At 70.9% G+C, this 23528-nt stretch carries 15 protein-coding genes, 1 tRNA gene and 1 pseudogene; 7 read left to right on the forward strand and 10 right to left on the reverse strand.

Translation table 11 applies throughout. The features are described 5' to 3' along the window. Positions 1-162 precede the first annotated feature (162 nt). Positions 163-1446: a ricin-type beta-trefoil lectin domain protein gene (locus tag ACWGKJ_RS17035; RefSeq protein WP_453315759.1), complete on the reverse strand. Its 1284-nt coding sequence runs from the start codon at positions 1444-1446 to the stop codon at positions 163-165. A 1081-nt stretch (positions 1447-2527) separates the two neighbouring features. On the opposite strand from ACWGKJ_RS17035, the gene ACWGKJ_RS17040 reads away from it, so the two are divergent. Further along, positions 2528-5860: an AfsR/SARP family transcriptional regulator gene (locus ACWGKJ_RS17040; protein ID WP_385018220.1), complete on the forward strand. Its 3333-nt coding sequence runs from the start codon at positions 2528-2530 to the stop codon at positions 5858-5860. A gap of 126 nt (positions 5861-5986) precedes the next feature. Here ACWGKJ_RS17040 and ACWGKJ_RS17045 read toward each other — a convergent pair whose 3' ends face one another. Continuing rightward, positions 5987-6550, reverse strand: coding sequence for a TetR/AcrR family transcriptional regulator (locus tag ACWGKJ_RS17045; protein WP_385018222.1), 564 nt, complete (start codon positions 6548-6550; stop codon positions 5987-5989). A 133-nt stretch (positions 6551-6683) separates the two neighbouring features. On the opposite strand from ACWGKJ_RS17045, the gene ACWGKJ_RS17050 reads away from it, so the two are divergent. Next, positions 6684-8138, forward strand: a complete 1455-nt coding sequence (locus ACWGKJ_RS17050; protein WP_385018225.1) for an MFS transporter — start codon at positions 6684-6686, stop codon at positions 8136-8138. 136 nt (positions 8139-8274) lie between these two features. On the opposite strand, the gene ACWGKJ_RS17055 is transcribed toward ACWGKJ_RS17050, so the two are convergent. Beyond that, positions 8275-8847: a TetR/AcrR family transcriptional regulator gene (locus ACWGKJ_RS17055; protein WP_385018227.1), complete on the reverse strand. Its 573-nt coding sequence runs from the start codon at positions 8845-8847 to the stop codon at positions 8275-8277. Positions 8848-8929: 82 nt separating this feature from the next. On the opposite strand from ACWGKJ_RS17055, the pseudogene ACWGKJ_RS17060 reads away from it, so the two are divergent. Beyond that, positions 8930-9855 (forward strand): annotated as a pseudogene (locus ACWGKJ_RS17060) (NADP-dependent oxidoreductase). Between the two features lie 318 nt (positions 9856-10173). On the opposite strand, the gene ACWGKJ_RS17065 reads toward ACWGKJ_RS17060, so the two are convergent. Then, positions 10174-10247 (reverse strand) — tRNA-Pro (locus tag ACWGKJ_RS17065). A 136-nt stretch (positions 10248-10383) separates the two neighbouring features. Here ACWGKJ_RS17065 and ACWGKJ_RS17070 point away from each other — a divergent pair. Together ACWGKJ_RS17070 and ACWGKJ_RS17075 are read left to right on the forward strand one after the other, a co-directional pair. Next, on the forward strand, positions 10384-11058 hold the full coding sequence (locus tag ACWGKJ_RS17070; protein ID WP_385018229.1) for a transketolase: 675 nt from the start codon (positions 10384-10386) through the stop codon (positions 11056-11058). A gap of 53 nt (positions 11059-11111) precedes the next feature. After that, entirely contained in the window at positions 11112-12008 is an 897-nt protein-coding gene (locus tag ACWGKJ_RS17075; protein ID WP_385018231.1) for a transketolase family protein, read from the forward strand. A gap of 149 nt (positions 12009-12157) precedes the next feature. Here ACWGKJ_RS17075 and ACWGKJ_RS17080 read toward each other — a convergent pair whose 3' ends face one another. From ACWGKJ_RS17080 to ACWGKJ_RS17105, 6 genes are all read right to left on the reverse strand, one after another. Next, positions 12158-13348, reverse strand: coding sequence for a Gfo/Idh/MocA family protein (locus ACWGKJ_RS17080; RefSeq protein WP_385018233.1), 1191 nt, complete (start codon positions 13346-13348; stop codon positions 12158-12160). 175 nt (positions 13349-13523) lie between these two features. Beyond that, a complete protein-coding gene (locus ACWGKJ_RS17085) occupies positions 13524-15731 on the reverse strand; it encodes a right-handed parallel beta-helix repeat-containing protein (protein ID WP_385018235.1) in 2208 nt (735 codons plus the stop codon). Beyond that, a complete protein-coding gene (locus ACWGKJ_RS17090) occupies positions 15728-17188 on the reverse strand; it encodes a M1 family metallopeptidase (RefSeq protein WP_385018237.1) in 1461 nt (486 codons plus the stop codon). The genes ACWGKJ_RS17085 and ACWGKJ_RS17090 overlap by 4 nt, the downstream gene beginning before the upstream one ends. Further along, complete coding sequence (locus tag ACWGKJ_RS17095) at positions 17185-18858, reverse strand: extracellular solute-binding protein (protein ID WP_453315760.1); 1674 nt, start codon at positions 18856-18858, stop codon at positions 17185-17187. Before ACWGKJ_RS17095 ends, ACWGKJ_RS17090 begins: the two co-directional genes overlap by 4 nt. Before the next feature lie 104 nt (positions 18859-18962). Next, the gene (locus ACWGKJ_RS17100; RefSeq protein WP_385018341.1) at positions 18963-19823 is read right to left on the reverse strand and encodes a carbohydrate ABC transporter permease; all 861 of its coding nucleotides are present in this window, start codon (positions 19821-19823) and stop codon (positions 18963-18965) included. A gap of 85 nt (positions 19824-19908) precedes the next feature. Next, on the reverse strand, positions 19909-20910 hold the full coding sequence (locus tag ACWGKJ_RS17105) for an ABC transporter permease (RefSeq protein ID WP_385018239.1): 1002 nt from the start codon (positions 20908-20910) through the stop codon (positions 19909-19911). Positions 20911-21250: 340 nt separating this feature from the next. On the opposite strand from ACWGKJ_RS17105, the gene ACWGKJ_RS17110 reads away from it, so the two are divergent. Then, a complete protein-coding gene (locus ACWGKJ_RS17110; RefSeq protein WP_385018343.1) occupies positions 21251-22237 on the forward strand; it encodes a hydroxyacid dehydrogenase in 987 nt (328 codons plus the stop codon). 62 nt (positions 22238-22299) lie between these two features. Continuing rightward, positions 22300-23394: a LacI family DNA-binding transcriptional regulator gene (locus ACWGKJ_RS17115; protein WP_385018345.1), complete on the forward strand. Its 1095-nt coding sequence runs from the start codon at positions 22300-22302 to the stop codon at positions 23392-23394. Positions 23395-23528 lie beyond the last annotated feature (134 nt).

Here is a 23528-nt window from a genome sequence, read left to right on the forward strand (position 1 = left end):
CACCCACCGTCCGGTCAGCCGTTCGATCCCGTGATCGGTACGGCCACCAAGGACCAGTGAAACGGCATGTACTCCATTCGGCATCCCGAGAGCCTCCCGAGCCGCGTCCAGGTGCGCGGACGCCCGGTGAGAGACGCCCCGCCGCCGGTCCGACGGGGAGGGTCAGCCACCGCCCGGTGCCGGACGGGCGCCACCGCGCCAGCTCCAATAGAGTCCGGGCCGGGTCTGCCCGTCACAGCCGACCAGACGAAGTACGGGGTGGAGATCGGTCCTTGAGTCCCATCGCGGGGGGAGGTTCCGGTCGTCCTGGTAGAGGCACTTGTTCCCCCGGCCCACGAGACGCCATGCCGTGCGTTTCCAGCTCATGCTCCGCCACGGCTTGTGAGTCCACCTTTGTTCCGGGCGGGAGGGGGCACATCGGTCAAGGCCCGTGCCTTCTGCCAGTTGGGTGAGGCAGTAGCCCCGGCGGAACCGCGACCTGATCGTGCCGTCACCCCTGACATCCCACTTCTGCGCGGGGGTTCCCGCACAGCTGTCGAGCCTGACCGCACCACTCTTCGGTTCCGCGCTTACCGCTTCCAGGCACTGCTCGGGCCTTCTGCTGGTGAAGGCGGTGGTCCTGCCGACGTCCGCGAGGATCTCACCCGGACGAGGAGCACGGTGGATCTGCCGGTACTGGCGATGCACCCAGTGGGACGCGTCGGGCGCGAGCGGCCCCTTGTGGACACCGGATGCGGCGCAGTCCCGGAAGCGGCAGCCGGCCCGGGCCAAATAGCGCCTGACCGCCGACTCCTTCGGCGCTACCTGGCTCTGCGAGAGGTTGGGGCTGAGCGATGACATCGTGTACCCGAGGTAGGGGAACACGGGGATCCCGGCGGCGTATCCCGCATCCCTGAAGTAGCGGGCGCCGATGCCGTGGTCGCTGTGGTCGACCCTGCCGCTCAGGCCGAAGGCGAACGAGGCGTTGTCGTAGTCGAGCGTGAGGATCCGCCGCGCGCCCAGCTTCCGGGCCAGGGCGGACAGGGTCCGCACGAGCTGACCGCCGGTGAAGGTGCCCTCGCCCTGGAAGAGCGGGATGCTGTGCCGGGTGCCCAGGAACAGTTTGAGCAGACTGTCCCTGTCCGACCCCTCGGGAAGCCCGTCGTGGAGTTCGAAGAACACCAGGCGCACGGAGGCGGCCGGGGCGCCGTCGAGCGTCAGGGACCGGATACCGCGCCCGTCGGCCCGTACCGTCCTCTCCGTCCACCGGTCGGGCACCCCGGCCAGATCCGCGTAGGCCGCACGCACCCCCCTCTCCCTGTCCGCCACATAGTCCAGGGCCGCCCGCCGTGGGGTCATGCCGTCATCGCCCGCGGTGAGGTAGACGGTGGTGACCGGGCACCCGGCCCGGATGGTCCGGCGGATCTCCGGATCGATGAAGAAGAGGTCGTCGTCGGGGTGCGCCACACCCGCCAGGGTGCCCGCACACCCCGGGGCGGCGGTGTGTGCCCTCGCCGCCCCGGGGCCCGTATCCACTCCGGTGCCAGAAGCGCCGCCGGGGGAACACGACGCCCCGGCGAGGGCACACAGCACCGCCACCGCGACGGGAGCCGTCCGGCACACTCCGCGTAACTTCCCGCCGACAGCACTCCTGCGGCCCACAGGACGACTCCCCTCTTCCAGCTCCCACTGCGCCCTCGTGTGCCGGGGCGGCATCGATCCCGCTTCAGGCCCTGCGGCTCCGGGCGCGCCGGTCTCCCGCCCGAGCCCTACGATTCCCGCAAGCCCACGAGCCCCACTAGTCCGAGAGAAATCCTCCTGCGGCTGCTCCCCGTCGGCCACTCGGCCGGAACGCCCTCCCGGCGGTATCCGTGACCGCCGGCCTCCCCGCAGGCCCCCAGACCGGCCAAGAGTCGGCACCACCGCGCTGTCCTCCCCGGCGGGACGTCAGCTCCTCCCCCTGGCCCCCTGCTCGGCGGGTACTGGCCCGGAGAGTTTGCTGAAAGGTCGTTGAAAGGGCCCCGTGTTCGTATAGGGACGTGCCCGGCGGCAAGCAGGCGGACGGGGGACAGCGATCGTGAGCCACGGTCGCGGAGCGTTCCGAGCCGCCGGGCATGCTCATCCTCGTCCCGCTCCGCGGGGCCGATCAGCGGCTTCAGGACGCGTTCCGTGGCCGCTGATGACGTGGTCACCTGATGACGTGGTCACACGTCTCGCGAGCAGCATCCGTGGTTGGTGAGTACGTACCGGACCGAGACGGCACCCGGACGAGCGTGCGTCGTCCTTTCCGAAGGCAGCGCCCGACCACTGGCCCGGGTCCCGGCTGCCGAGCCCCCGGGACGCCGCGGCCCCGGCCCCGCCGCCTCTCCTCTCCTCTCCTCCATTACGGCTGAGGAGGAAGAGGGCCCCACGTGAGCCTGCCTGCTCCCCTTCGGGCCCGGTGCCCACGCCTGTCCGCGTAAGGTGGTCGTCCCCTGCGGACGCCGCCGGCTCGGCGCATCAGCAGGTCAGGGCAGCGCACTGCGGACCGGGGCACAGCAGGAGAGACATGGCCACGCTGGACATTGCCGTACTCGGCCCTTTTCTCCTGCGGCTGGACGGCCGACCGGTGGAACTGCCCAGCATGCGCCAGCGCGCGCTCCTCGCCACGCTGGCCCTGCACGCCGGACAGACCGTGGCGAAGGGCGCGCTGACCGAGCTGGTCTGGGGGGAGAGTCCTCCGCAACACATCGCGTCCAGCCTCTACACCCTGGTGAGCCGGCTGCGTTCGCTGCTCGGGGACGAGTTGGTGCGTACGGCGCCCGGCGGCTACCGGCTCGACGTCCCGCCCGAACGGGTCGACGCGCTCAGGTTCCAGCAGTTGCTCGAAGCGTCCCTGGACGGCTCCCTCGACATGTCCGTAGAAGCGGACGCCGGGACAGCGCACCGGCTGGTGGCCGACGCGCTCGCACTGTGGCGCGGCACCCCGCTGGCGGACGCCGGCTCCCCCGTCGAGAACGCGTACGCCGTCGCCCTGACCGAGCAGTACCTCGGCGCGGTGGAGCGCAACGCCGACCTCCAACTGCGGGCAGGAGCCCTCCCGTCAGCTGAACTCGTGGCTGAACTGCTGCGGTTGACGAACAGGCACCCACTGCGCGAGTCCTTGTGGCAGCGGCTGCTGGCAGCTCTCGGCGCGTCCGGCCGACTGGCGGAGGCGCTGGAGGCGTACGAGACGGTCCGGCGGACCCTCGACGACCAGCTCGGCACCCCGCCGTCCGCGGAACTGCGCTCCCTGTACGCCGAGTTGCTGCGCACCGCTCCCGTCCCGCCCACGGCCGCGCCAGAAACTCCGCCGCCCGCAGCCGCAGCCCCGCCTGCCCCGGACCCCGGGCAGGCAGCATCGCCCGAGCCGCCCACCTCCTCCTTGGCTTCCTCCCTGCTCCCGGCCCGCCCCGACGGCTTTGTGGGCCGCACCGTCGAACTGGCCCTGTTCGACGAACTGCCCGGCTCGGCCTATGAGGACAGCGGACCGGCCGCCGTCGCCGTCGTGCACGGCATCGGCGGCGTCGGCAAGACCGCACTGGCCCTGCACTGGGCGCACGCCGCAGGCCGGCACTTCCCCGGCGGCCGTTTCTACATCGATCTGCACGGCTACGGTCTCGGCACCCCGGTCACCCCGCACCACGCGCTCGGCCTGCTGCTGGCTCAGCTCGGTATCGACCCGGAGCGCGTCCCCGCCCACACCGACGAACGACGGGCGCTGTGGCGGACCTCGCTGGCCGCCCGACGCGCCCTTGTCGTCCTGGACAACGCTCACAGCGCCCAGCAGGTCCGGCCGCTGCTCCCCGGCGCGGACGGCTGCGCCCTCGTGACCAGCCGGAGCCGGCTCAGCGGGCTCACGATCCGCGACGGCGCCCGGTCCGTGCCGCTGGGCGAACTGACCGACGCGGAGGCCGCGCGCGTGCTCGCGGAGGTCATCGGCGGCGCCCGTACGACCGCGGAACCGGATGCCGTCGCCCGGCTCGCCCGCGCGTGCGGGCGGCTTCCGCTGGCCCTGCGGATCATCGCGGAACAGCTCTCCCGCCACCCCGTCGCAAAGCTGGCCGATTTCGCCGCTGACTTCGAGCAGGCCGCATCCCCGGGAGACGGATCCGGGCGGCTCGGCAGCCTCGACGTACTGGCCGTCGCCGACGACCCGGTCTGCGACGTACGGACCGTCTTCTCCTGGTCCTACGAGCAACTGGACCCCGGCGCGGCCCGGTTGTTCCGCCTGCTCAGTCTGGTACCGGGGGACGCCGTCGACACCGGGGCCGCCGCGGCGCTCGCCGACCGGCCGGCCGCCGAGGTCCGCGCGGTTCTGGCCGGACTCGCCGGGCTGCACCTGCTGGAGGAGGACGGCCCCGGCCGCTACCGCGCACACGACCTGCTCCGCGAGTACGCGGCCGAGCGCACCACCGCCGAGGACTCGGCCGACGAGCGCGAAGCCGCTCTGGAACGGCTGCTCACCTGGTACGTGCACTCCGTGGACGCGGCCGTCGGCATCCTCGCCCCACGCTGGAACGGCCTCCCCCTGCCGGCCGGCATCCCCGCGGCGCCGCTCCCGGAGTTCGACGGCAGCCCCTCCGACGCCCCCGACTGGCTGGACTGCCACTGCAGCGCCCTGGTCGCCGCTGTCGAATACACCGCGCGGCAGGGCCCGTACCTCTACGCGTGGCTGCTCGCGGACCGGCTGCGCGGGTACTTCTGGCGCAGCCTCCGCGTGGCCGAGTGGCAGGCCACGGCCGACGCGGCCCTCGCAGCGGCCGACGCACACGGCGACGTGAGCGCGCGCGCCGCCGCCGCGCTCACCGCCGCCGACCTGCACGGTCACACGAGCAGGCCCGACGACGCTGTCCTGCTGTACCGGCGGGCCGGGCGGCTCGCGCGGGAGGCCGGCCGACCCGACCTCGCGGCGACCGTGCTCAACAACCTCGCCGGGACTCTGTGGCGATTCGGCCGGCTGGTCGAGAGCGCGGCGTGCCTGACCGAGGTCCTGGAGATCAACCGCCGTCTCGGTCGGGCGCACGGTGAGTTCAGCGCCCATCTCAATCTCGCCTCGGTCTGCATGCCGATCGGCCGCACACAGGAGGCGCACGACCACCTGATGAGGAGCCTCGCGCTGGCGGACGGCCAGCAGGAGCGTGCCCGCGTCATGATCAACCTCGCGCGTACGACGCATGCCGTGGGCCGTCTCGACGAAGCCCTGCGGTATGCGCACCAAGCACTGCCGGCCTTGCGCGGGACCAACGACACCACCTGGCAGGCCGACTGCCACTGCTACCTCGCGGCGATCCACCGCGACCGCGGCGAACAGGACCTGGCGGAGGCCGAGGCGCAGGCCGCGCTGCGGTTCGCGGAGACCACGCAGGACCCGCTGGTCCAAGCCGAGTCGCTGGTCACCGTCGGCGCGGTACGGCTGCACTTCGCACGTCACGCCGACGCTGAACCGTTCTTTCTGCGCGCTCTCTCCATCGCCCGGGAGAACGGCCTGCTCCATGTGGAGGCCGGCGCCAGGACGGGCCTCGGCTCCGCAGCGGCCGCCGCGGGCCGGACGGCGGAAGCGGCCGGACACGCCACCGCAGCGGTGGCTCTCGCCCAGGAGCACGGCTTCGCGGACCGCACGGCCGAGGCGCAGCTGGCGCTGGGCCGGGTCCGTCTCCTGCAACGGGACCTCGCGGCCGCCGAAGAACTCGCGGGCTGCGCTGCGAACGCCCACGAGGCCGCGGGCCTGCGGGTCGGCCACGCCCGGTCGATGCTCCTCCTCGCCCAGGTCCGGGCGGCTGCCGACGCCCCGGGCGCGGCGACAGCCCTCGCCGAGGCCACGGCGCTGCTCTCCGGACTGGGCTGCGCCGTACGGGAGTGAGCCCTGCGGTGTACCGGGCCGGGAGGGGGGCACCCGTCCACCGGGCCCGGCCTTCGCGCCCTCGGACAGGAACCCAGTCGGCGGACCGGTTCTACTCCTTGACTTCGCCGCCCTGGCCAAGCCCCGTCATGCCGTCGTCCGGTGCAGGCCGTCGAGAACGGTGGCGAAGAGGGGGCGCAGATAGTCGGGGGTTTCATTGATCTTGGCGATGGCGACGATCAGATCGAAGATCTGCTCCAGGGTGAGGTCGTCACGAATCTGGCCCGATTCCTGGGCTGCGGCCAGCAGGGGACGGCCCGCGTCCACGGCGCGGGCGCGATGGCTGGTGATGTCGTCCCGGTCGGTGTGCTCCAGCAGCTCGGAGATGATGAGCCGCTTGTGCGGAATGAAGGCGATCTGGAGACGCAGCCAGGCGGTGAGGGCTGCTGCGGGGCTCTGGCCGGGTTCGGTGGTGGCGGCGGCGCAGATCTGGTCGACTTCGTCGGCGTAGAGAGCTTCGAGGAGTTCTTGGCGGCCGGGGAAGTTGCGGTACAGGGTGGCCATGCCCACTCCGGCGCGGCGGGCGATCTCCGCCATGGAGATGTCCGGGGTGGGGTCGGCGAATGCCGCGCGGGCCGCGTCGAGGATCTTGTCGCGATTGCGTTCGGCGGCTGCACGCCTCTTCGGGAACGCCGTCCTGTCTGCCTCCATCAACGCCTCCACGCGTGCCGTTCGTGCTCTGGTGCGCCCGCCGACCGGGCCCGGTCCCGCAAAGTGGACAGCCTATCCGCCATCGCTCTACGCTTGGCGGACAGGCTATCCGGAAACTGTGAGGAGCACAGCCATGCCCACTCGACCACACTGCACTCCGAGCGTCGGCGCGCCCGCACCGCCCGATGCCGACCCTTCGCACGGGGTGGCCAAGCGCGGTGTCGTACTCGCAGCTGTGGCAGCTGTGGCGTGCGTGGCACAGTTCATGGTGGTACTGGACTCTTCCATCGTGAACGTGGCGCTGCCGTCCATGAAGGCGGGCCTCGGCCTGTCGGCCTCCGCGCAGCAGTGGGTGGTCAACGGCTACCTGGTCGCCTTCGGTGGTCTGCTGCTGTTCGCCGCGCGCGCCAGTGACCTGTTCGGACGCCGCCGCGTCTTCCAGATCGGACTGGTCGTCTTCTCGCTCGCCTCGCTGGCCGGCGGGCTGGCGCAGGACGGCTGGATGCTGCTGGCGGCCCGGGCGGTGCAGGGCGCGGGAGCAGCGGCGCTGGCGCCGTCCAGCCTCAGCCTGATCACCGCAAGTCACACCGACCCCTCCCGGCGCACCCGGGCCATGACGTGGTGGGGTGTTGCCGCCTCCAGCGCCGGGGCCGCGGGCATCGTGGTCGGCGGAGTGCTGGCGCAGCTGAGCTGGCGATGGGTGATGCTGGTCAACGTCCCCATCGGTGTCGGCCTACTGGTCGCCGGCATGGTGTTCCTGGCACCCACCGCAACCGGGCAGCGCCGTTCTCGTATCGATCTTCCCGGCGCGATCACCGTGACACTGGCGGCCGCGGCACTCGTCTACGGCGTCTCGGCCGCACCCGACGCGGGGTGGGGAACGGCCCGCGTCATCGTCTCCCTGGTGGCCGGTGTGCTGCTGCTCGCGGCGTTCGTGGCCATCGAGCGCCGCAGCAGCGACCCGCTCGTCCCGCTGGGGATCTTCTCCATCGCCAACGTGCGCATGGGCAACATGCTCACGCTGTGCATGGGCGCCGTCATCACCGCACCGCTGTTCTTCCTGTCGCTGTATCTGCAGCAGGTCCTGGGCCAGAGCGCCGTGCGCACCGGGCTGTCCCTGCTGCCCATGGTCGCGGTCATCAGCATCGGAGTGCTCCTTTCGCAGAAGCTGATCCCCGTCATCGGCGCACGCCGCCTGGTGATGATCGGTGGCGTCATCGCCGCGGCGGGCCTGGTCTGGGTGGGGCAGCTTCCCGTCCACTCCGACTACGTCGCCCACCTGCTGCTGCCCACCGTGGTCGTGGGTGCGGGCACCAGCCTGACGATGATGCCCGCGATCGTCGCATCGACCAGCGGCATCGACCCGCGCGACGCCGGCGTCGCCTCCGGCCTGATCAACATGTGCCGCCAGCTGGGTGCCGCCCTCGGCCTGGCCGTCCTGGTCACCATCGCCGCCACCGTCACCGGTCACAGCAGTGCCGACGGCAGCACGGCGGTCGTCGACGGCTACCGCATCGCCTTCTGCGCCATCGCCGCCCTCAGCCTCGCCACGGCCGCCCTGGCCCTGCGCCTCAAGCCCCCCCGGTGAGCCATCCCCCACCTGCCCCTCCTGAGGGGTTCATGATCCTCGACGACCAGGCCGCAACCGCCCTGCTCGACATCACCGCCCCGCTGGAGTGGGTCGCGGTCGGCGCAGTGGGCGCTGCCCCTCTTCTGCTGCCGGCTCAGCGGACCGTCGGAGCCGGCGGCGCGACCACTTCACGCAGCTCGGCGGCGGCCTGGGCCATGAGCTGAGCGAGGGTGGTGTCCGGCTCGGCGAGCCAGCGGGGCATGGCGCGGCGGTGGATCGCCAGCACCACGTCGATGATGAAGCGCGCTTTGCCGGGCTCGACGCCGCGGCGCTCAAGCGCCGATGCCAGCGCGTCGGCGATGTCGGCGAGCTTGATCAGATCGCGCTCGGCCAGTGCCGGGTTGGCGGCGATCACTCTTCCCCGGCGCAGCAGGAACTCGCGTGGGCGGAAGATCTCCTCGGCTGTTCCCAGCGCGGTCAGCAGCGCCTCGATCGGGGTGAGGCCCGGACCGGCCGCCTCGACCTGGGCGACGAGGTGGGCCTCAAGTTCGTTGCCGGCGAAGAGGACTTCTCGCTTGTCGGGGAAGTACCGGTAAAAGGAGCGCTCCTTCAGACCGGCGGCACCAGCGATCTGCGCGACCGAGGTGCGCTCGAACCCCTGCGTCTCGAACAGCTGAAGCGCCGCGCGTTCGAGCCGCCCCTGTGCGTCTGATTCCCATCGAGGCATACCTACCAGGGTACGACAACAGGAGCTGTTATCTGCTGGTACGGTCGATGACAACAGATGCTGTTATCACCAGGAGATCGTCATGAAGGCTCTGCAATTCGACCGGTTCGGTTCTCCGGATGTGATCGTGCTCCGCGACGTCCCACTGCCCGAGCCGGGACCCGGCCAGATCCGAATTGCCGTGCAGGCGTGCGGCCTGACACCGGCCGACTGGCACGTCGTCGACGGTCTCCTCGCCGACCGCCTGCCGCCGCTGCCGCGCGGGCTCGGCCTTGAGGTCGCGGGCACCGTCGACGCGCTCGGCGAGGGCGTCATCGGCGTCCAGGTCGGCGACCGCGTGTTCGGCCCGGCCGCCTTCGACGGCCCGACGGCCGGCGCCGCCGAGTACGCGCTGATGCCGGCCTGGGCGCACATTCCCGAGGGCGTAACCGCCGAGCAGGCCGCCGCGTTGCCGATGGCGGCCGAGACGGCGTGGCGCGCGCTCGACGGCCTCGGCGTCCAGCCGGGAGAGCTGTTGGTCGTCCACGGCGCGGGCTCCACCGTGGGTGAGGCAGCGGTGCGCTTCGCGCTGCACCGGGGTGTTCGGGTGATCGCCACCGCCGGGCCGACACGGGCCGCCGCCCTGGAGGAGATCGGCGCCGAGGTGACCACGTACGGCAAGGGCATGGCCGAACGCGTCAGCGCACTGGCCCAAGGCCCCGTGGACCGCGCCCTGGACACCGCGCCGACCGGCCCAGTCCGGCCGGCGGCTCGCTACCGACCTTGATCGAGCTGACCGGGGATCCCGACCGTGTCCTCACCGTCTCGGACTTCGCTGCCGCAGCCGAACTGGGCGTCCGGGTCTCCACCGAGATCCGCTACGACCAGATGAACGAGTTCGCCAGGCTCGCCGGCGAAGGCATCCTGGTCGTACCGGTCGCCCGCACCTACACCCTCGACCGGATTCAGGAAGCGGCCAGGCTCAGCCAGTCCCGGCGCCCAGGCGGCAAGCTCATGCTCGTCCTGTGAGCGCGTTGCCGGTCGGGCGGCAGGAGTCCACGCAACCCCGGTGATCACGCGGTGACCGTACTCGTTCCCGACCGGAGTCCCCCACAGGATCGCGAAGTCACACGGGAGTACCAGGCCCTGTCCGGGCGGACGGTAGTGGCGTTCGGGCTGCCGAGTCGGCGGGGGCGCCGCCCGAGGTCCTGGTAGTCGGTGCCGGGCTGGGCCTCGCCCACCCAGTAGGCCCGTCAAGGAGGCTGGTCCCCCCACTGTCCCCAGGAATGACCAAGGGCCGGTTTCGGATTTCTCCGAAACCGGCCCTCATCAAACGACTCTCACGAGTCGGGACGACAGGATTTGAACCTGCGACCCCTTGACCCCCAGTCAAGTGCGCTACCAAGCTGCGCCACGTCCCGATGCCCGGTCAGAGCCGGGATTCCCCGGCCGAACGCGCACCGAAACAATACCGCACTCCAGCCGGTGCTCACGAACCCGTTTCCCCCGCTCCGCCCAGTTGACCTCAAGTGCGCTTGATGTTGGATCGTCGGCCGCATGAACACAGACCTGAACCGGCTGATGGCCCTCATGACGGGCGACGAGAAGCACGGGCCTGCGGCGACCTCCACCCTGGACGCCCTCTGGGTCCTGTACGACCGGGTACTGCGGGTCACACCGCAGACCGTCTCGGCGCCCGGCCGGGACCGCTTCCTGCTGTCGAAGGGGCACGGCCCCATGGCGTACTACGCGGTCCTCGCGGCGAAGGGGTTCTTTCCCGAGGAACTGCTCGCGGGCTTCGGGGCGTACGACTCGCCGCTCGGCCACCACCCCGACCGGCTGCTGGTGCCCGGTGCGGAGATCGGCAGCGGGTCGCTCGGGCACGGGCTGCCGCTGGGGGTGGGCACCGTGCTCGGGCTACGGGCGCAGCGGCTCACCGACCCACGCGTGTGGGTGCTGATCGGTGACGCCGAGCTGGACGAGGGCTCGGTGCACGAGGCCGTCGCGTATGCCGGGCCCGCCGGGCTCGACCAGCTGCACACCGTGGTGATCGACAACGCCTCCGCCAGCTACGGCGCCCCCGGTGGGATCGCCGCCCGGTTCGAAGCCGCCGGGTGGTCGGTCCTGACCGTCGACGGGCGGGACCACGAGCAGCTGTACGCCGCCTTCACCGCACCGCATCCGGGCCGGCCGCACGCCGTCGTCGCCCGGGTCGAGCCCAAGAACGTCTGAGCGGGACCGGCGGAACCAGCAGAGCCGACAGGACCATCTGAGAGGGAATTGTCATGGACAACATGCGCGAACGCTTCGCCGCCACCACGTCACGGCTGCTGGACGAGGACCCCAGGATCGCCGTCGTACTGGCCGAGATCACCCGCGACGGTTTCGCCGAAGCGGCCGGGGCCCACCCCGGGCGGGTGGTCAATGTGGGCATCCGTGAACAGCTGCTGATCGGCGCGGGCGCCGGGATGGCGCTGACCGGGATGCGCCCGGTCGTGCACACCTTCGCCAGTTTCCTGGTCGAGCGCCCCTTCGAACAGCTCAAGCTGGACCTGGGCCACCAGGGCGTCGGCGCCGTGCTGGTGAGCGCCGGGGGTTCGTACGACTGGCCCGCCGGTGGTTTCACCCATATGTCGCCGGGCGATGTGGCGCTCCTCGACACGCTGGACGGCTGGACCGTGCACGTACCGGGCCATCCCGACGAGGCGGAGGCCCTGCTGCGGGACGCCGTACGGGGGGACGACCGGGTGTACGTACGGCTGTCGCTCCAGGCCAACCGGCGTCCGCAGCCGGTCACCGCGGGCGGGTTCCGCACCGTGCGGGAGGGCCACGGCGGGGTGGTGGTCGCGGTCGGGCCGATGCTGGACGCGGTCCTGGCGGCGACGGAGGGGATGGACGTGACCGTGCTGTACGCGACGACTGTGCGCCCCTTCGACGGCGCGGCCCTGCGCTGGGCCGCCGAGGCCCCCGACCGGGCCGATGTGGTGCTGGTCGAGCCGTATCTGGCCGGTACCTCGACGGCGGCGGCGAACGACGCGCTGTCCGACCGGCCGCACCGGGTGCTCGGCCTCGGGGTCGGCAGGAAGGAGCTGCGGCGGTACGGGCAGATCGAGGAGCATGTCGCCGCGCACGGGCTGGACGCCGCCTCGCTGCACCGGACCATCAGCGAGTTCCTGGCCTGAGGGGCCGGACGGAACGGCGGCTCCCTTCTCCGGCGGGCCGGGACGGCGGCTCCGTTCCCCGGCGGTGCGGCGGCCGGGGCCAGTAGCTCGGTCCCCCGGCGGCACCGTTCCCCGGCCGCCCCCCCCTCCTGGCCCTCTCCCCCGCGCACTCACCCCGTGCGCCGCTGCCCCCGCTCGAAGTAGCCGATGAGCTCCGGGTCGAGCGGCGGAACCTGGCGCGGGGTGCCGCCGTCCCGCAGCGAGTCCGTCGCCCGTACCCCGGCGGCGACCGCCATCCGGGCGGCGACCGGGGAGGTGTCGGTGCGCCCGCCCTCGCGTACGAACCGCAGGAACTCGTCCATCAGCAGCGGGTCGGCGCCGCCGTGGCCCGCCTCGTCCTGCGCCTCCGGGACGGAGTGGATCTCGTCGGCGTCATCGCGGTAGACGGAACGGCGGGTGTTCCAGACCTTCACCGTGCTGCCAGGCCCGTCGCCGAAGTTCTCCAAACGGCCCGCGTCACCGATGACGGTGTAGTTGCGCCAGTAGTCGGGGGTGAAGTGGCACTGCTGATAGGAGGCCAGCACCCCGTTGTCCAGGCGCATGTTCAGCAGCGAGACGTCCTCGATGTCGATCACGGGGTTGAGGGCGCGCTGGGTGTGCGGCGGCCAGTGCCCGTCCTTGGTGTACCAGTCGGCGGCCTTGGGCTCACCGGGCGCACGGCGGTGCGGGTTGTCGCCGTAGACCATCAGGTCGCCCATGGCCTGGACGTCGTGCGCGTAACCGCCCGCGAGCCAGTGCAGTACGTCGATGTCGTGGGCGGCCTTCTGGAGAAGGAGCCCGGTGGTGTACTTCCGCTCGGCGTGCCAGTCCTTGAAGTACCAGTCGCCGCCGTATCCGACGAAGTGCCGGACCCAGACGGTCTTGACCTCGCCGATCGTGCCGGCCGCGATCAGTTCGCGCATCAGCCGGACGACCGGCATATGGCGCATGTTGTGGCCGATGTAGAGACGGGTGCCGGTCTCGTACGCGGTACGCAGGATCTCGTCGCACCGCTCGACCGTGATGTCGAGGGGCTTCTCCACGAACACCGGCTTGCCCGCGCGCAGCGCTTCGCAGGCCAGATCGGCGTGGGTGTGGTCGGGGGTGAGGACGAGGACGGCGTCGATGTCGGGGTCCTCGACGACCTGGCGGTGGTCGGAGGTGAGCCGTGCGCCGGGGAAGGCCGCGGCCGCCTCCGTACGGGCTGCCGGGTCGGGGTCGGCGAGTGCGGTGACGCGCGAGCCGGCTCCGGGGCGGTGGGCGGTGCGGGCAATGCTGCCGCGCAGGCCGTAGCCGAGGATGCCGATACGGAGGTCGGACATGGGGTTCCTTCGCTGGGGCTGGTGGTGCGGGCGGTGCGGGTAGGGCCGGCGGTACGGGTGGTGCGGGCACGTGACCCGCAGGCTACGGCCCGCGGGTCACGTCGGGTTCTACGGGTCCTGCCGGCCTTACGGGACCGGCCCCCTACGGCAGTCCGGGGCCTATGGGCGCGAGGCCCTACGGGTGTACGGCGACCTGGGCGAGGCCGACCCGTCCGGTGCCGGTGAGCTGGATCCTCACGTACCGGGTGTCGGTGTTCAGGTCCAGCACCGTGGGCCGCAGCGCCTTGCCGTCGACATGGACGGTCCTGTGGTCCGTACGGACGTCGAAGCCGGCCGTGGTGGTCGAGGCGTCGTTCCAGATCTCGACCTGCCCGACATGGCGTACGGATCCCAGGTCCACCTGCCACCAGGACCCCTGCTCGGAGAGGGTGCGGGTGTCGGTGGAGGTGTCCCCGTCGATGGCGAGCGCGGCGGCGGCCCCGTCGGTGGACGACTGGGAAGCGGTGCCGGTACGGGCCAGGTCCGGGCTGAGCTGCTCGACGGGGCCGCGGTGCGCACCGGCCGCGGAGGCGATCCGAAGCGCGGCGGCCGGGAGCCGGTCCAGGCGGGTGTGGTTGTCGCTCATGGTCGAGCCGGTCCCCGCGATGGCGGGCGCGTCGGTGTCCACCCAGTTTCCGCGGGCGGTGTTCTGGATGCCGTAGTCGGCCCAGTTGGAGACCCACTTGTAGCCGAGCCGGGTCAGGACGTTGTTCTCGACGGTGATGTACGAGGACTGCTCGTCGAGGTAGATGCCGTTGCCGTCGCGCTCGGTGTTGCCGTACGCGGAGCGGTTGATGTAGTTCCCGGAGATCACCGTGCCGGGCTGGGCGCCCTGGGTGTAGATCGCGCCGCCGTCGTGCTGGGCGTCCTTGACCTGCATGACGTGCGTGATGCGGTTGTCGGTGATCCGGTTGTCGCGCAGCACCGACTTCTGCGCACCGGGCTGGTTCCAGCCCCAGCCGACCGAGATGCCGGAGTAGGGAAGCTGGTCGAGGGTGTTGTGATCGACCGTCAGCCCGGCTTCGTACCCCGCCCAGACGGCGGCCGCGTCGGTGTACTCGACACCTGCGCGGGTGACCGTGTTGTAGGCGAACGTGTTGCGCTCACCGGTCAGTTCGGGTGCGGGCGTCGGATCCGTGTCGCCGATGTACGCGGCGCCCGACGACAGGTCGGTGAAGTCGGAGCGGGTGATGCCGGAGTCCTTGGTGCCCGCTTCGAGGACGGCGCCCGCGCCGCCGAGGTGGGTGAAGCGCGCCCCTTCGACGGTGACATGGCGTCCGCCGTGCACAGTAAGCGCGGCCGACGGCTTGGTGTAGTAGCGGCCGGAGTGGTCGACCGGGCCGGTGGCGCCGGTGAGGGTGAGTCCGGCCTGCATTCCGGCGTACCCCTCGTCGGTGTCCGGCTGGTGGTAGGCGGCATAGGCGAAGCCGACCCCCTTGATACGGACGTTGTGGGCGCCGTTGACCGTCATCAGCTGCTCTGTCGCCGGTGTGACGGCGGTGGCGCGCCGCATGTCCTCGCCCCTGCGCGGCAGGTAGGTGACGGTGTGCGCCGCCGAGTCATGGACGAACTCGCCTGGCTGGTCCAGGAGTTCGGGGGCGTTCTCGAAGAAGGCGACGCCTGTGTAGCGCGCGGAGTCGACGGTCGTGGAGTCCCAGGAGGGTCCGGTGCGGTCGGTGCCGCTCGCCGAGTTGGTCCAGCAGGGCCGGGCGAAGGTCAGGGTGTCGCCGCTGACCCCGGCGATCCGGCAGTGGTAGTTGCGCCAGCGGACCTTGATGACGGCTTCGGCGTCGGTGGGCCGCTTCCACTTGGCTATCCCGGTGGCCTTCGCGCCGGTCATGCCGGTCTTGGTGGCGTCGCAGACACTGGCGGCGCAGGCAGCGCCGCGTGCGGGGGTGGCCCGGACTCCGTCGACGAAGAGCTGGCGCGGTGTGATGCCGTCGGGCACCCGCGTGGTCCAGGCCCCGCCCGAGGTCTTCGTCCAGCCGGTGAGGGTGCGTCCGCCGGAGAGGACGGGGCGGGCGCCGGGCGCCGCGGTCCAGGTGGTGCCGGAGTCAGCCACGGTGAGCGCCAGGGGCGCGGTGCGGGTGTACGTACCCCCGGCGAGCTGCACGGTCACCGCATGGCCGTGCAGGGTGCGGGCCTTGTCCCGGGCGCCGTCGAGCGAGCAGGGGCGGCTGTGGGTGCAGGACGATCCGGCGCCGTGCGGGGCCGCGTACAGGGTGTCGGTGTGCGTGGGGCGGGCGGCCTGGGCGACCGGTGCGGTGGCGAGCAGCGCGGCGACGGCGGCGAGCGCCGTGCCGATCCGCCGGGCAGCCGGGCGGTGGGTGGTGCGGCGGGTCATGCGGCAGCCTTCCAGTCGGGGTGGCCGGGCATCGGCGGGTTGGTGGCGCCGAACAGCCAGTCGCGCAGGAATCGGTCCAGGGTGCGGTCGCCCGTGACGTCGACCGTGTGGCGGATGAACTTCTCGCTGGTGTACGTCGAGTCCTTGAAGCGCCGGACCCACTCACGCATGATCCGGTCGAACGTGCGCTGCCCGACCTGCTGGTTGAGCGCGTACAGGACGAGCGCCCCGCCGTCGTAGATGTTGGCGCCGCCGAGCGCCTTGGGCAGTCCGGGCGGGCCGTCCTTGGCGCGGACCGCGTCGAGCGTCCCGTAGGTGGCCTTCATCTTGTCCGCGACGACCGACCAGCCGCGCTCCTCGCTGTACACGGCGGCGTAGTAGGTGGCGGGGCCCTCGTTGAGCCAGGCCTGCTGCCAGTCGTGCGGGGTGACGGAGTCGCCGAACCACTGGTGGGTCAGCTCGTGGACCATGGTGTTCTCGTACGTCGGGTTGCCGTCGGCGTCGGGCTTGAACCAGTTGGTGCCCATCAGCGTGAGAGTCTGGTTCTCCAGTGCGTCGGTGTAGCCGTCGTAGATGTGGAGCCCGTACGTGGAGAACGGGAACCGCCCGAACTTCGCCTCCAGCCAGGCCAGATGGTCGGCGGTGCGCGCCACGACCGGCGCGTAGGTGTCCTCGTGGCCCTGCGGCACGATGTGGCGCAGCGGCAGGCCTGTGTGGCTGTGGCCGTACAGATAGGTGCCCTTGACGACGGCGATGCCGAGCAGTTCGGTGGGCATCCGCTCGCGGAGCGCGAAGTGCCAGACCGCGGAGCCGTCCGCGCGCGGGGTGCGGTGCAGCAGTTCGCCGTTGGCGGCGGCCACATAGCCCTTCGGGGCGCTGATGTGGAAGGCCCACGTCGCCTTGGAGGACGGGGTGTCGTTGCAGGGCAGGAAGGTGTCGGCGCGGGAGGACTGCACCGCGGAGGCGAAGCCGCCCTCGCTGCCGAAGACCCAGCCGTTCAGGCCGAGCCGCTTGTCCTTGCCGTTGCCGTGGTAGCGGATCTCGACGGTGAAGGGCCGGCCGTCGTGCAGGGGCCGGGCCGGGGTGAGCGTCAGCTCCTGGCCACTGCTGCCGGCCGACAACTCCCAGCGGGCGGCGCGGCCGTCGACGGTGACGGCGTCGATGGTGTGCCCGTCGGTGTCCAGGTTGAAGGCGGACAGGTCCTGGGTGGCCCGCGCCGATATCCGTACGGCCGCGGTGAAGTCGTAGGTGACCGGGGTGAAGTCGAAGGTCAGGTCGTAGTGGGTGACCTGGTAGCCGCCGTTGCCGAGCGTCGGGAAGAGCGGGTCGCCGACCCCGCTGGAGCCGGGCTGCGGGTCGAAGGAGCGGGCCAGGGCGGGGGTGCCGGTGACGGATACGGCAGCGGCGGCGGCCACCGCCGCGCCGCCGAGCTGGAGGACGGTGCGCCGAGTGGTCACTTCTTCCCCTTCTGGACGGCCTCTTCGAACTCGTGGCGTGCCTGCTCGGCGCCCTTCGCCAGATACTGCTTCGTCAGCTCGGAGTAGTACGACATGGGCCTGCGGCCGGAGACGATGTCCTTGAGGCCGTCGAGCTTGAGGGTGTAGAGGCTGCCGAAGCCCTTGGAGTCCCAGGTGGGCGATGACACCTTGAGGGTCGGGTCCTGCTCCATGATCGGGATCATCTTGGCGTACGCCTCGTGGACGTACCGCACACCCTTCTCGGTGTCCGTGCTGAACACGGCGGGCACGGCCGAGGCGAGCATCTTCCAGGGGACGGTGACGTCCTGGCTGCCCTTCTTGGTGAGGATCGGGTTGCCCTTGGCGTCACGGGTGAAGTCGGTGCCCTCGACGCCGTAGTTGATGAGGGTGTACTCCTCACTGCCGAAGGGCGAAGCGGCGAAGTCGGCGAGTGCCAGGAGCTGCTTGACGCGCTCGGGGGACGCCTTCTTCACGTGCGTGTTCTGGAGCGAGACGTTGTCCATCCAGGCGATGGCCTTGTCGCTGAACGGGGTGATGGGCCGGGGGTCGAACTCCTTGTTGACGGCCGCCATCGCCGCCACGTACCCGGTGCTGGGCGTGTAGTACGACGGGATCCCGTCGTACACATAGGCGCCCTTGCCGTTCTTGAACATGTCGGTGTACTGGGACTTCTGCGCGCCGGACATACCGATGGTGCCCGGGTAGTAGCAGCCCGCCTTGTAGAGCTTGCGCGCCGTCTCGATCGCCAGGCGGAACTCGTCCGTCTCCAGGTCCGTCACGAACTTGCCGGTCTTCGCGTCCATCCGCCAGTACATCGGCGCCCCCGCCGACATGGCGAGCAGGTTGTTGGCACCCGCGATGATGGCGTACTGGTCCTTCTTCGGCCGGGTCAGCTCTTTGCAGACCTCCACGAACTTGTCGAGGCTGGTGATCTCGTCGAGGCTGTCGATCCCGACCTCCGCGAAGAGGTCGTGGCGGTAGAAGCCGGCGCCGCCCGTGCCCATCCGGGAGATCGGAATGCCGTAGAGCTTCCCGCCGAAGATGGCGCCCTGCCAGGCCGCCTGCGGGATGGCCGCCAGGTTGGGGTACTCCTTGACCTTCTCCCCGGCGAGGAAGGGCGTCAGATCGGCGCACTTGGCGGCGCAGAACGCCGCCTTGTTGTCGACGCCGCCGGTCTCCGGATACATGAAGATGTCCGGCAGGGTGTCGCTGGCGACCATCGTGGTGAACTTGGTCGAGTAGTCGTCGGTCGGGACGGCGGTGACGTCGACCTTCCCGCCGAGCAGCTTCTCGATCGCCTGCCAGGCGGCGTTCTTGCCGCGTGCCGGAGGAGGCGGCGAGAAGGTCTCCATCGCCGCCGACACCGGCTTCGCGCCCTTGAGGATCTGCCCCTTGGTGGCGCGCGGCGTGGTCTTCGGATACGTGTAGAAGGCCTGCGGGACGCCCGCCGCCGTGCCCGGCAGATCGGGCTTGAGGCCGACATTGCGCACCGTGGTGGCCGGCAGCAGGCTCGCGCTCTTGGTCTCGGCCTTGGCCGCGGTACCGCCGTCGCCGCAGGCGGCGAGCAGCGGGGTCGCGGCGAGGCCGAGGCCCAGACCGGCGCCCATCCGGAAGAGGGCTCTGCGGTTGATCGGGGTGGAGCTCGGCACGGACATCTCCTTGAGAGAAGGGAGGGAAGGCCGGGGGGGTGGCGGGGCTGCTCAGCCGATGGGGGCTGGTCAGCCGACGGCGCTGGTCGGCAGACGGAGGCCGCTCAGCCCTTGATGGCGCCGGTGAGCACGCCCTTGGTGAAGTAGCGCTGGACGAACGGATAGACGAGCAGGATCGGTACGACGGCGACGACCAGGACGCCCATCTGCACGGCCTCCTGCGGGGCGACGCTCTCGCCCGCCGCGGCGCCGCTCAGACTCTGGCCCTGCAGGACGAAGGTGCGCAGCACCATCGGCAGCGGCCACTTGTCCGAGTCCTGGAGGTAGAGCAGCGAGTTGAAGAAGGCGTTCCAGTACGCGACGGCGTAGAAGAGGCCGACGACCGCGATGACCGCCTTGGAGAGCGGCAGGACGACCTGGAGCAGGATGCGGAAGTCCCCGGCGCCGTCGACCCGCGCGGCGTCGTACAGCTCCTCGGGCAGGTTCATGAAGAAGGCCCGCAGCACGACCAGGTTGAAGGCGCTCATCAGGGTCGGGATGACGAGGGCGGCGTAGGTGTTGTAGAGGCCCAGCTGGTTGACCAGCAGGAAGTTCGGGATGATGCCGGCGTTGAAGAGCATCGTGAACAGGGCCGTCATGAGGATGAAACGGGAGCCTGTGACATTGCGGCGGGAGAGCCCGTACGCCATGCCGATGGTGGCGAGCAGGCTGGCCGCGGTACCGAAGACCGTGATGCCCACGCTCACCAGGAGCGCCCGGGTGACCACACCGCCGGTGAAGATGGTGCGGTACGCGTCGAGCGTGGGGTGGTCGGGCCACAGGACGAGGCCGGTGGACTTGATGATGTCGGTCTGCGAGGCGAAGCTCGTGCCGATCACGCCGAGCAGCGGATAGGCCACGGCGAGCACGACGAGGACCAGGACGACAGCCTTGCCGGTGAGGCCGATGCGGGTCGGCCGCTCCATCCACGGCGGGCGGCCGTCCGACGGCCTGATCACGGGCGCCGCCGCGAGCGGCGCCGCGGTGACGGGGGCTTTCGCCGGTGACTTCTCAGCTGTCCGCACCGCGGTACACCCCTTCATGGCCGAGACGGTGGGCGAACTTGTTCGCGCCCAGGACGAGTACGGTTCCCACGACTGCCTTCACCAGGCCGACAGCCGCCGAGATGCCCCACTGGTTGTCCTTGATGCCGTGGTAGTAGACGTAGGTGTCGAGCACCTCACCGGAGCCGGGGCCGACCGCGTCGCGCTGGAGCAGGATCTGCTCGAAGCCGACGGAGAGGATCTGGCCGAGGTTCAGGATCAGCAGCAGGATGATCACCGGGGCGATACCGGGGAGCGTGACGTGCCAGAGCCGGCGCCAGCGGTTGGCCCCGTCGATGGCCGCCGCCTCGTACTGCTGCTTGTCGATGCCGAGGAGGGCGGCGAGGATGATGATCGTCCCCCAGCCCGCGTCCTTCCAGATGGACTGGAGGGCGATCAGCCAGGGGAAGGCGTTGGGGTCGCTCATCATGTCGTAGCGCGGCAGCCCCAGGTCCCCGAGCAGATCGGGCAGGAGCCCGGCGCCGCCCAGGACCTGCTGGAAGATCGAGACGATGATCACCCAGCCGATGAAGTGCGGCAGATAGACCACGCTCTGGATGAACCGGCGGAGCTTGTCGCTGACGATGCTGTTGAGCAGCAGGGCGAGCGCGATCGGCACGGGGAAGAAGAAGACCAGCTGGACGAAGGCGATCTCCACCGTGTTGCCGGTGGCCGACCAGAAGGCCGGGTCGGCGAAGGCGCTGGAGAAGTTGGCGAAGCCCGTCCACGCGCTGTGCATATAGCCGAGGTACGGCTGGTAGTCCTGGAAGGCGACCATGTACCCGAGCAGCGGAATGTAGTGGAACACCACGAAGTACAGCAGTCCGGGCAGGGTCAGCAGCAGCATCACCTTGTCGCGCTTGATCCGCTGCCACAGGGACAGCCGGTGCTGGGCGACGGCGGGTGGGGAGGGTGCTGGGGACTTCCTGCGCCGCTTGTCCAGCGGCATCGGATGTGCTGTTTCAGCCATGGTGCGGTCCTGTTCGGCTGGGGTGGCGCAGAGCGAGCCTTCTGCCGCCGCAACGTAGTAAGCGGTTAACCCCACCGTCAAGAGATCCGGGGAAACGTCTGTGTTACTCGATGTTTCTGTCATCGGAGTCGCCCGGAAAGGTCCCCAAATACTGGCTTAAACAGGGCAGATGGCCGCACGGATCGCTTGACGTTTGATGTCTGGGCTCCCTAGCGTGCCGCCCATCAATAGAACGCGTTTACTGTCCGGAGGCAGGGTGCGAACCACCGACGAGGCACCGGCCCAGACCGGTACGGACGAGCCGGACCCGCCCCCGCGGCGCCCTCGCACCGTGCTGGCCATGGACCCCGGACTGATCGACGACATCTTCCCGCCACGGGTGCGGACCCGTCTTGAGGAGTCGGCCGATCTCCATCCGCCCTATGTCATCAGGGAGTTCGGCTCCCCCGAAGCCACCGCCGCGCTGGCGGGCGCCGAGGTGCTGCTCACCGGCTGGGGCTGTCCGCCCATCGACGCCGGGCTGCTGGAGCGGGCGCCGAAGCTGCGGGCCGTCATCCACGCCGCCGGCACCGTCAAGACCTTCCTCGCCCCGGAGGCGTACGAACGGGGCGTCGCCGTGTCGTCGGCGGCCGACGCCAACGCCGTACCGGTGGCGGAGTTCACCCTGGCGGCGATCATCATGGGCGCCAAGCGTGCCTTCCCGTTCGCCCGGCTCTTCCGCTACCGCCGCACCCACCGCACCGCCGCCGATCTCAACAGACAGCACTGGATCGGCACCCACGGCCTGACCATCGGTGTCATCGGCGCCTCCCGGATCGGCCGCCGGGTGATCGAACTGCTCCGGGTGCTCGACGCGGACATCCTCCTTTACGACCCGTACGTCGGCCCGGCCGAGGCCGAGTTGCTGGGCGCCGTCTCGACCGATCTCGACACGCTGATGGCCACCAGTGACGTGGTGACCGTGCACGCGCCCGACACCCCGGCGACCCGGCATCTGCTCGACGCACGGCGGATCGGGCTGATGCGCCCCGGCACACTGCTGGTCAACACGGCGCGCGGGCGCCTGGTCGACACCGAGGCGCTCACCGGCCATCTGGTCAGCGGCCGGCTCGACGCCGTACTCGATGTGACCGACCCCGAACCGCTGCCGCCGGGGCACCCGCTGTGGGACCTGCCGAACGTGTTCATCACCCCGCACATGGCGGGCGCCCAGGGCAACGAGGTCGGCAGGCTCGGGGCGCTCGCCGTGGACGAACTCTGCCGTTACGCGGACGGGCTGCCGTTCAACCACCCGGTCCGCCTGGCCGACTTGGAGCGGATCGCATGAACGTCCCCGTCTCGCAGGCCATAAGCTCAGCGGCACAGGACGACAACCAGGGGGTGGGACGGATGCGCCGCCAGACCTCGGCAGCCGACAGCCGACGACGCGCGACCGTCACGGACGTGGCACGGCTGGCGGGGGTCTCGACCGCGACCGTCTCCCGCGTGCTCAACCGCAACTACCCGGTGGCCGCCGCGACCCGGGAGCGGGTCGAGGAGGCGATGCGCGAGCTGGGCTACGTCGTCAACGCGCACGCCCGCGCGCTGGCCGGGGTGTCGGGACGCACGGTCGGCATCATCGTCAACGAGCTGATCGACCCGTTCTACGCCTATATCGCCCGCGGTGTGGAGCGTGAGGCAAGCCTCGGCGGACGGCTCTGCCTGGTCTGCTGCACCCAGGGCGACCCGACCCGTGAGCTGGCCTTCATCGAGCTGATGCACGAGCGGCGCGCCGACGCCGTGGTCGTCGTCGGCGGCAGCGTCGCCAACCGGTCGCACTCCGCCGAACTGGGCCGCAGGGCCCGCGACCTGGAGTCCGGCGGATCGAAGCTGGTGCTCTGCGGGCGGCCCTCGCTCGGCCAGGACTCGCGCGGCGCGGCCGTCGAGTACGACAACGAGGGCGGCGCCTTCGCCATCACCGACCATCTGCTGACCCAGGGCCACACCCGGATCCTCTACCTCGGCGGCCCGCCGGACCTCTCGACCACCCTCGACCGGCTCGCCGGGCACCGCCGCGCGCTGGAGCTGCGCGGGGTGCCCCGGGATCCCGCACTGGAGCAGCTGGGCTCGTTCAGCCGCGCCTTCGGGCGCCGGAGGCTGGCCGAACTCCTGCGGGACGGGCCGGACTTCACGGCGGTCTTCGCGGCGAACGACAATGTCGCGGCCGGGGCGGCCCAGGCGCTGGAGGAGGCCGGGGTCCGGGTACCGCAGGACATGTCACTCGCCGGATACGACGACATCCCGGTGGCGCAGGAGCTGCGGCCGAGGCTGACGACGGTGCACATCCCGCTGGAGGAGATGGGGCGTCAGGCCGTACGGCTCGCGGTGTCCGGCGGCGACGAGGACGAGTGGCGGGAGCCGGCCACCGGGACCGTACGGCTCGGCACCCATCTGGTGGTACGCGATTCCGTGGCCCCGCCGTCCGCGCGCTCCCGCCGGGTGTGACCGCTTGCTTACGGCCTGTCCGCAGTTGGCCATAGTAAAAGACAGTAACTTCCCCGATCCTCTTGCGGGTTGATAGCAACCGCTTACATGCTGACGCGCAGTTCGTACGCCACTCCACCACCTCTGCCCCTGGG

The sequence above is a fragment of the Streptomyces sp. NPDC054757 genome (assembly GCF_053612185.1).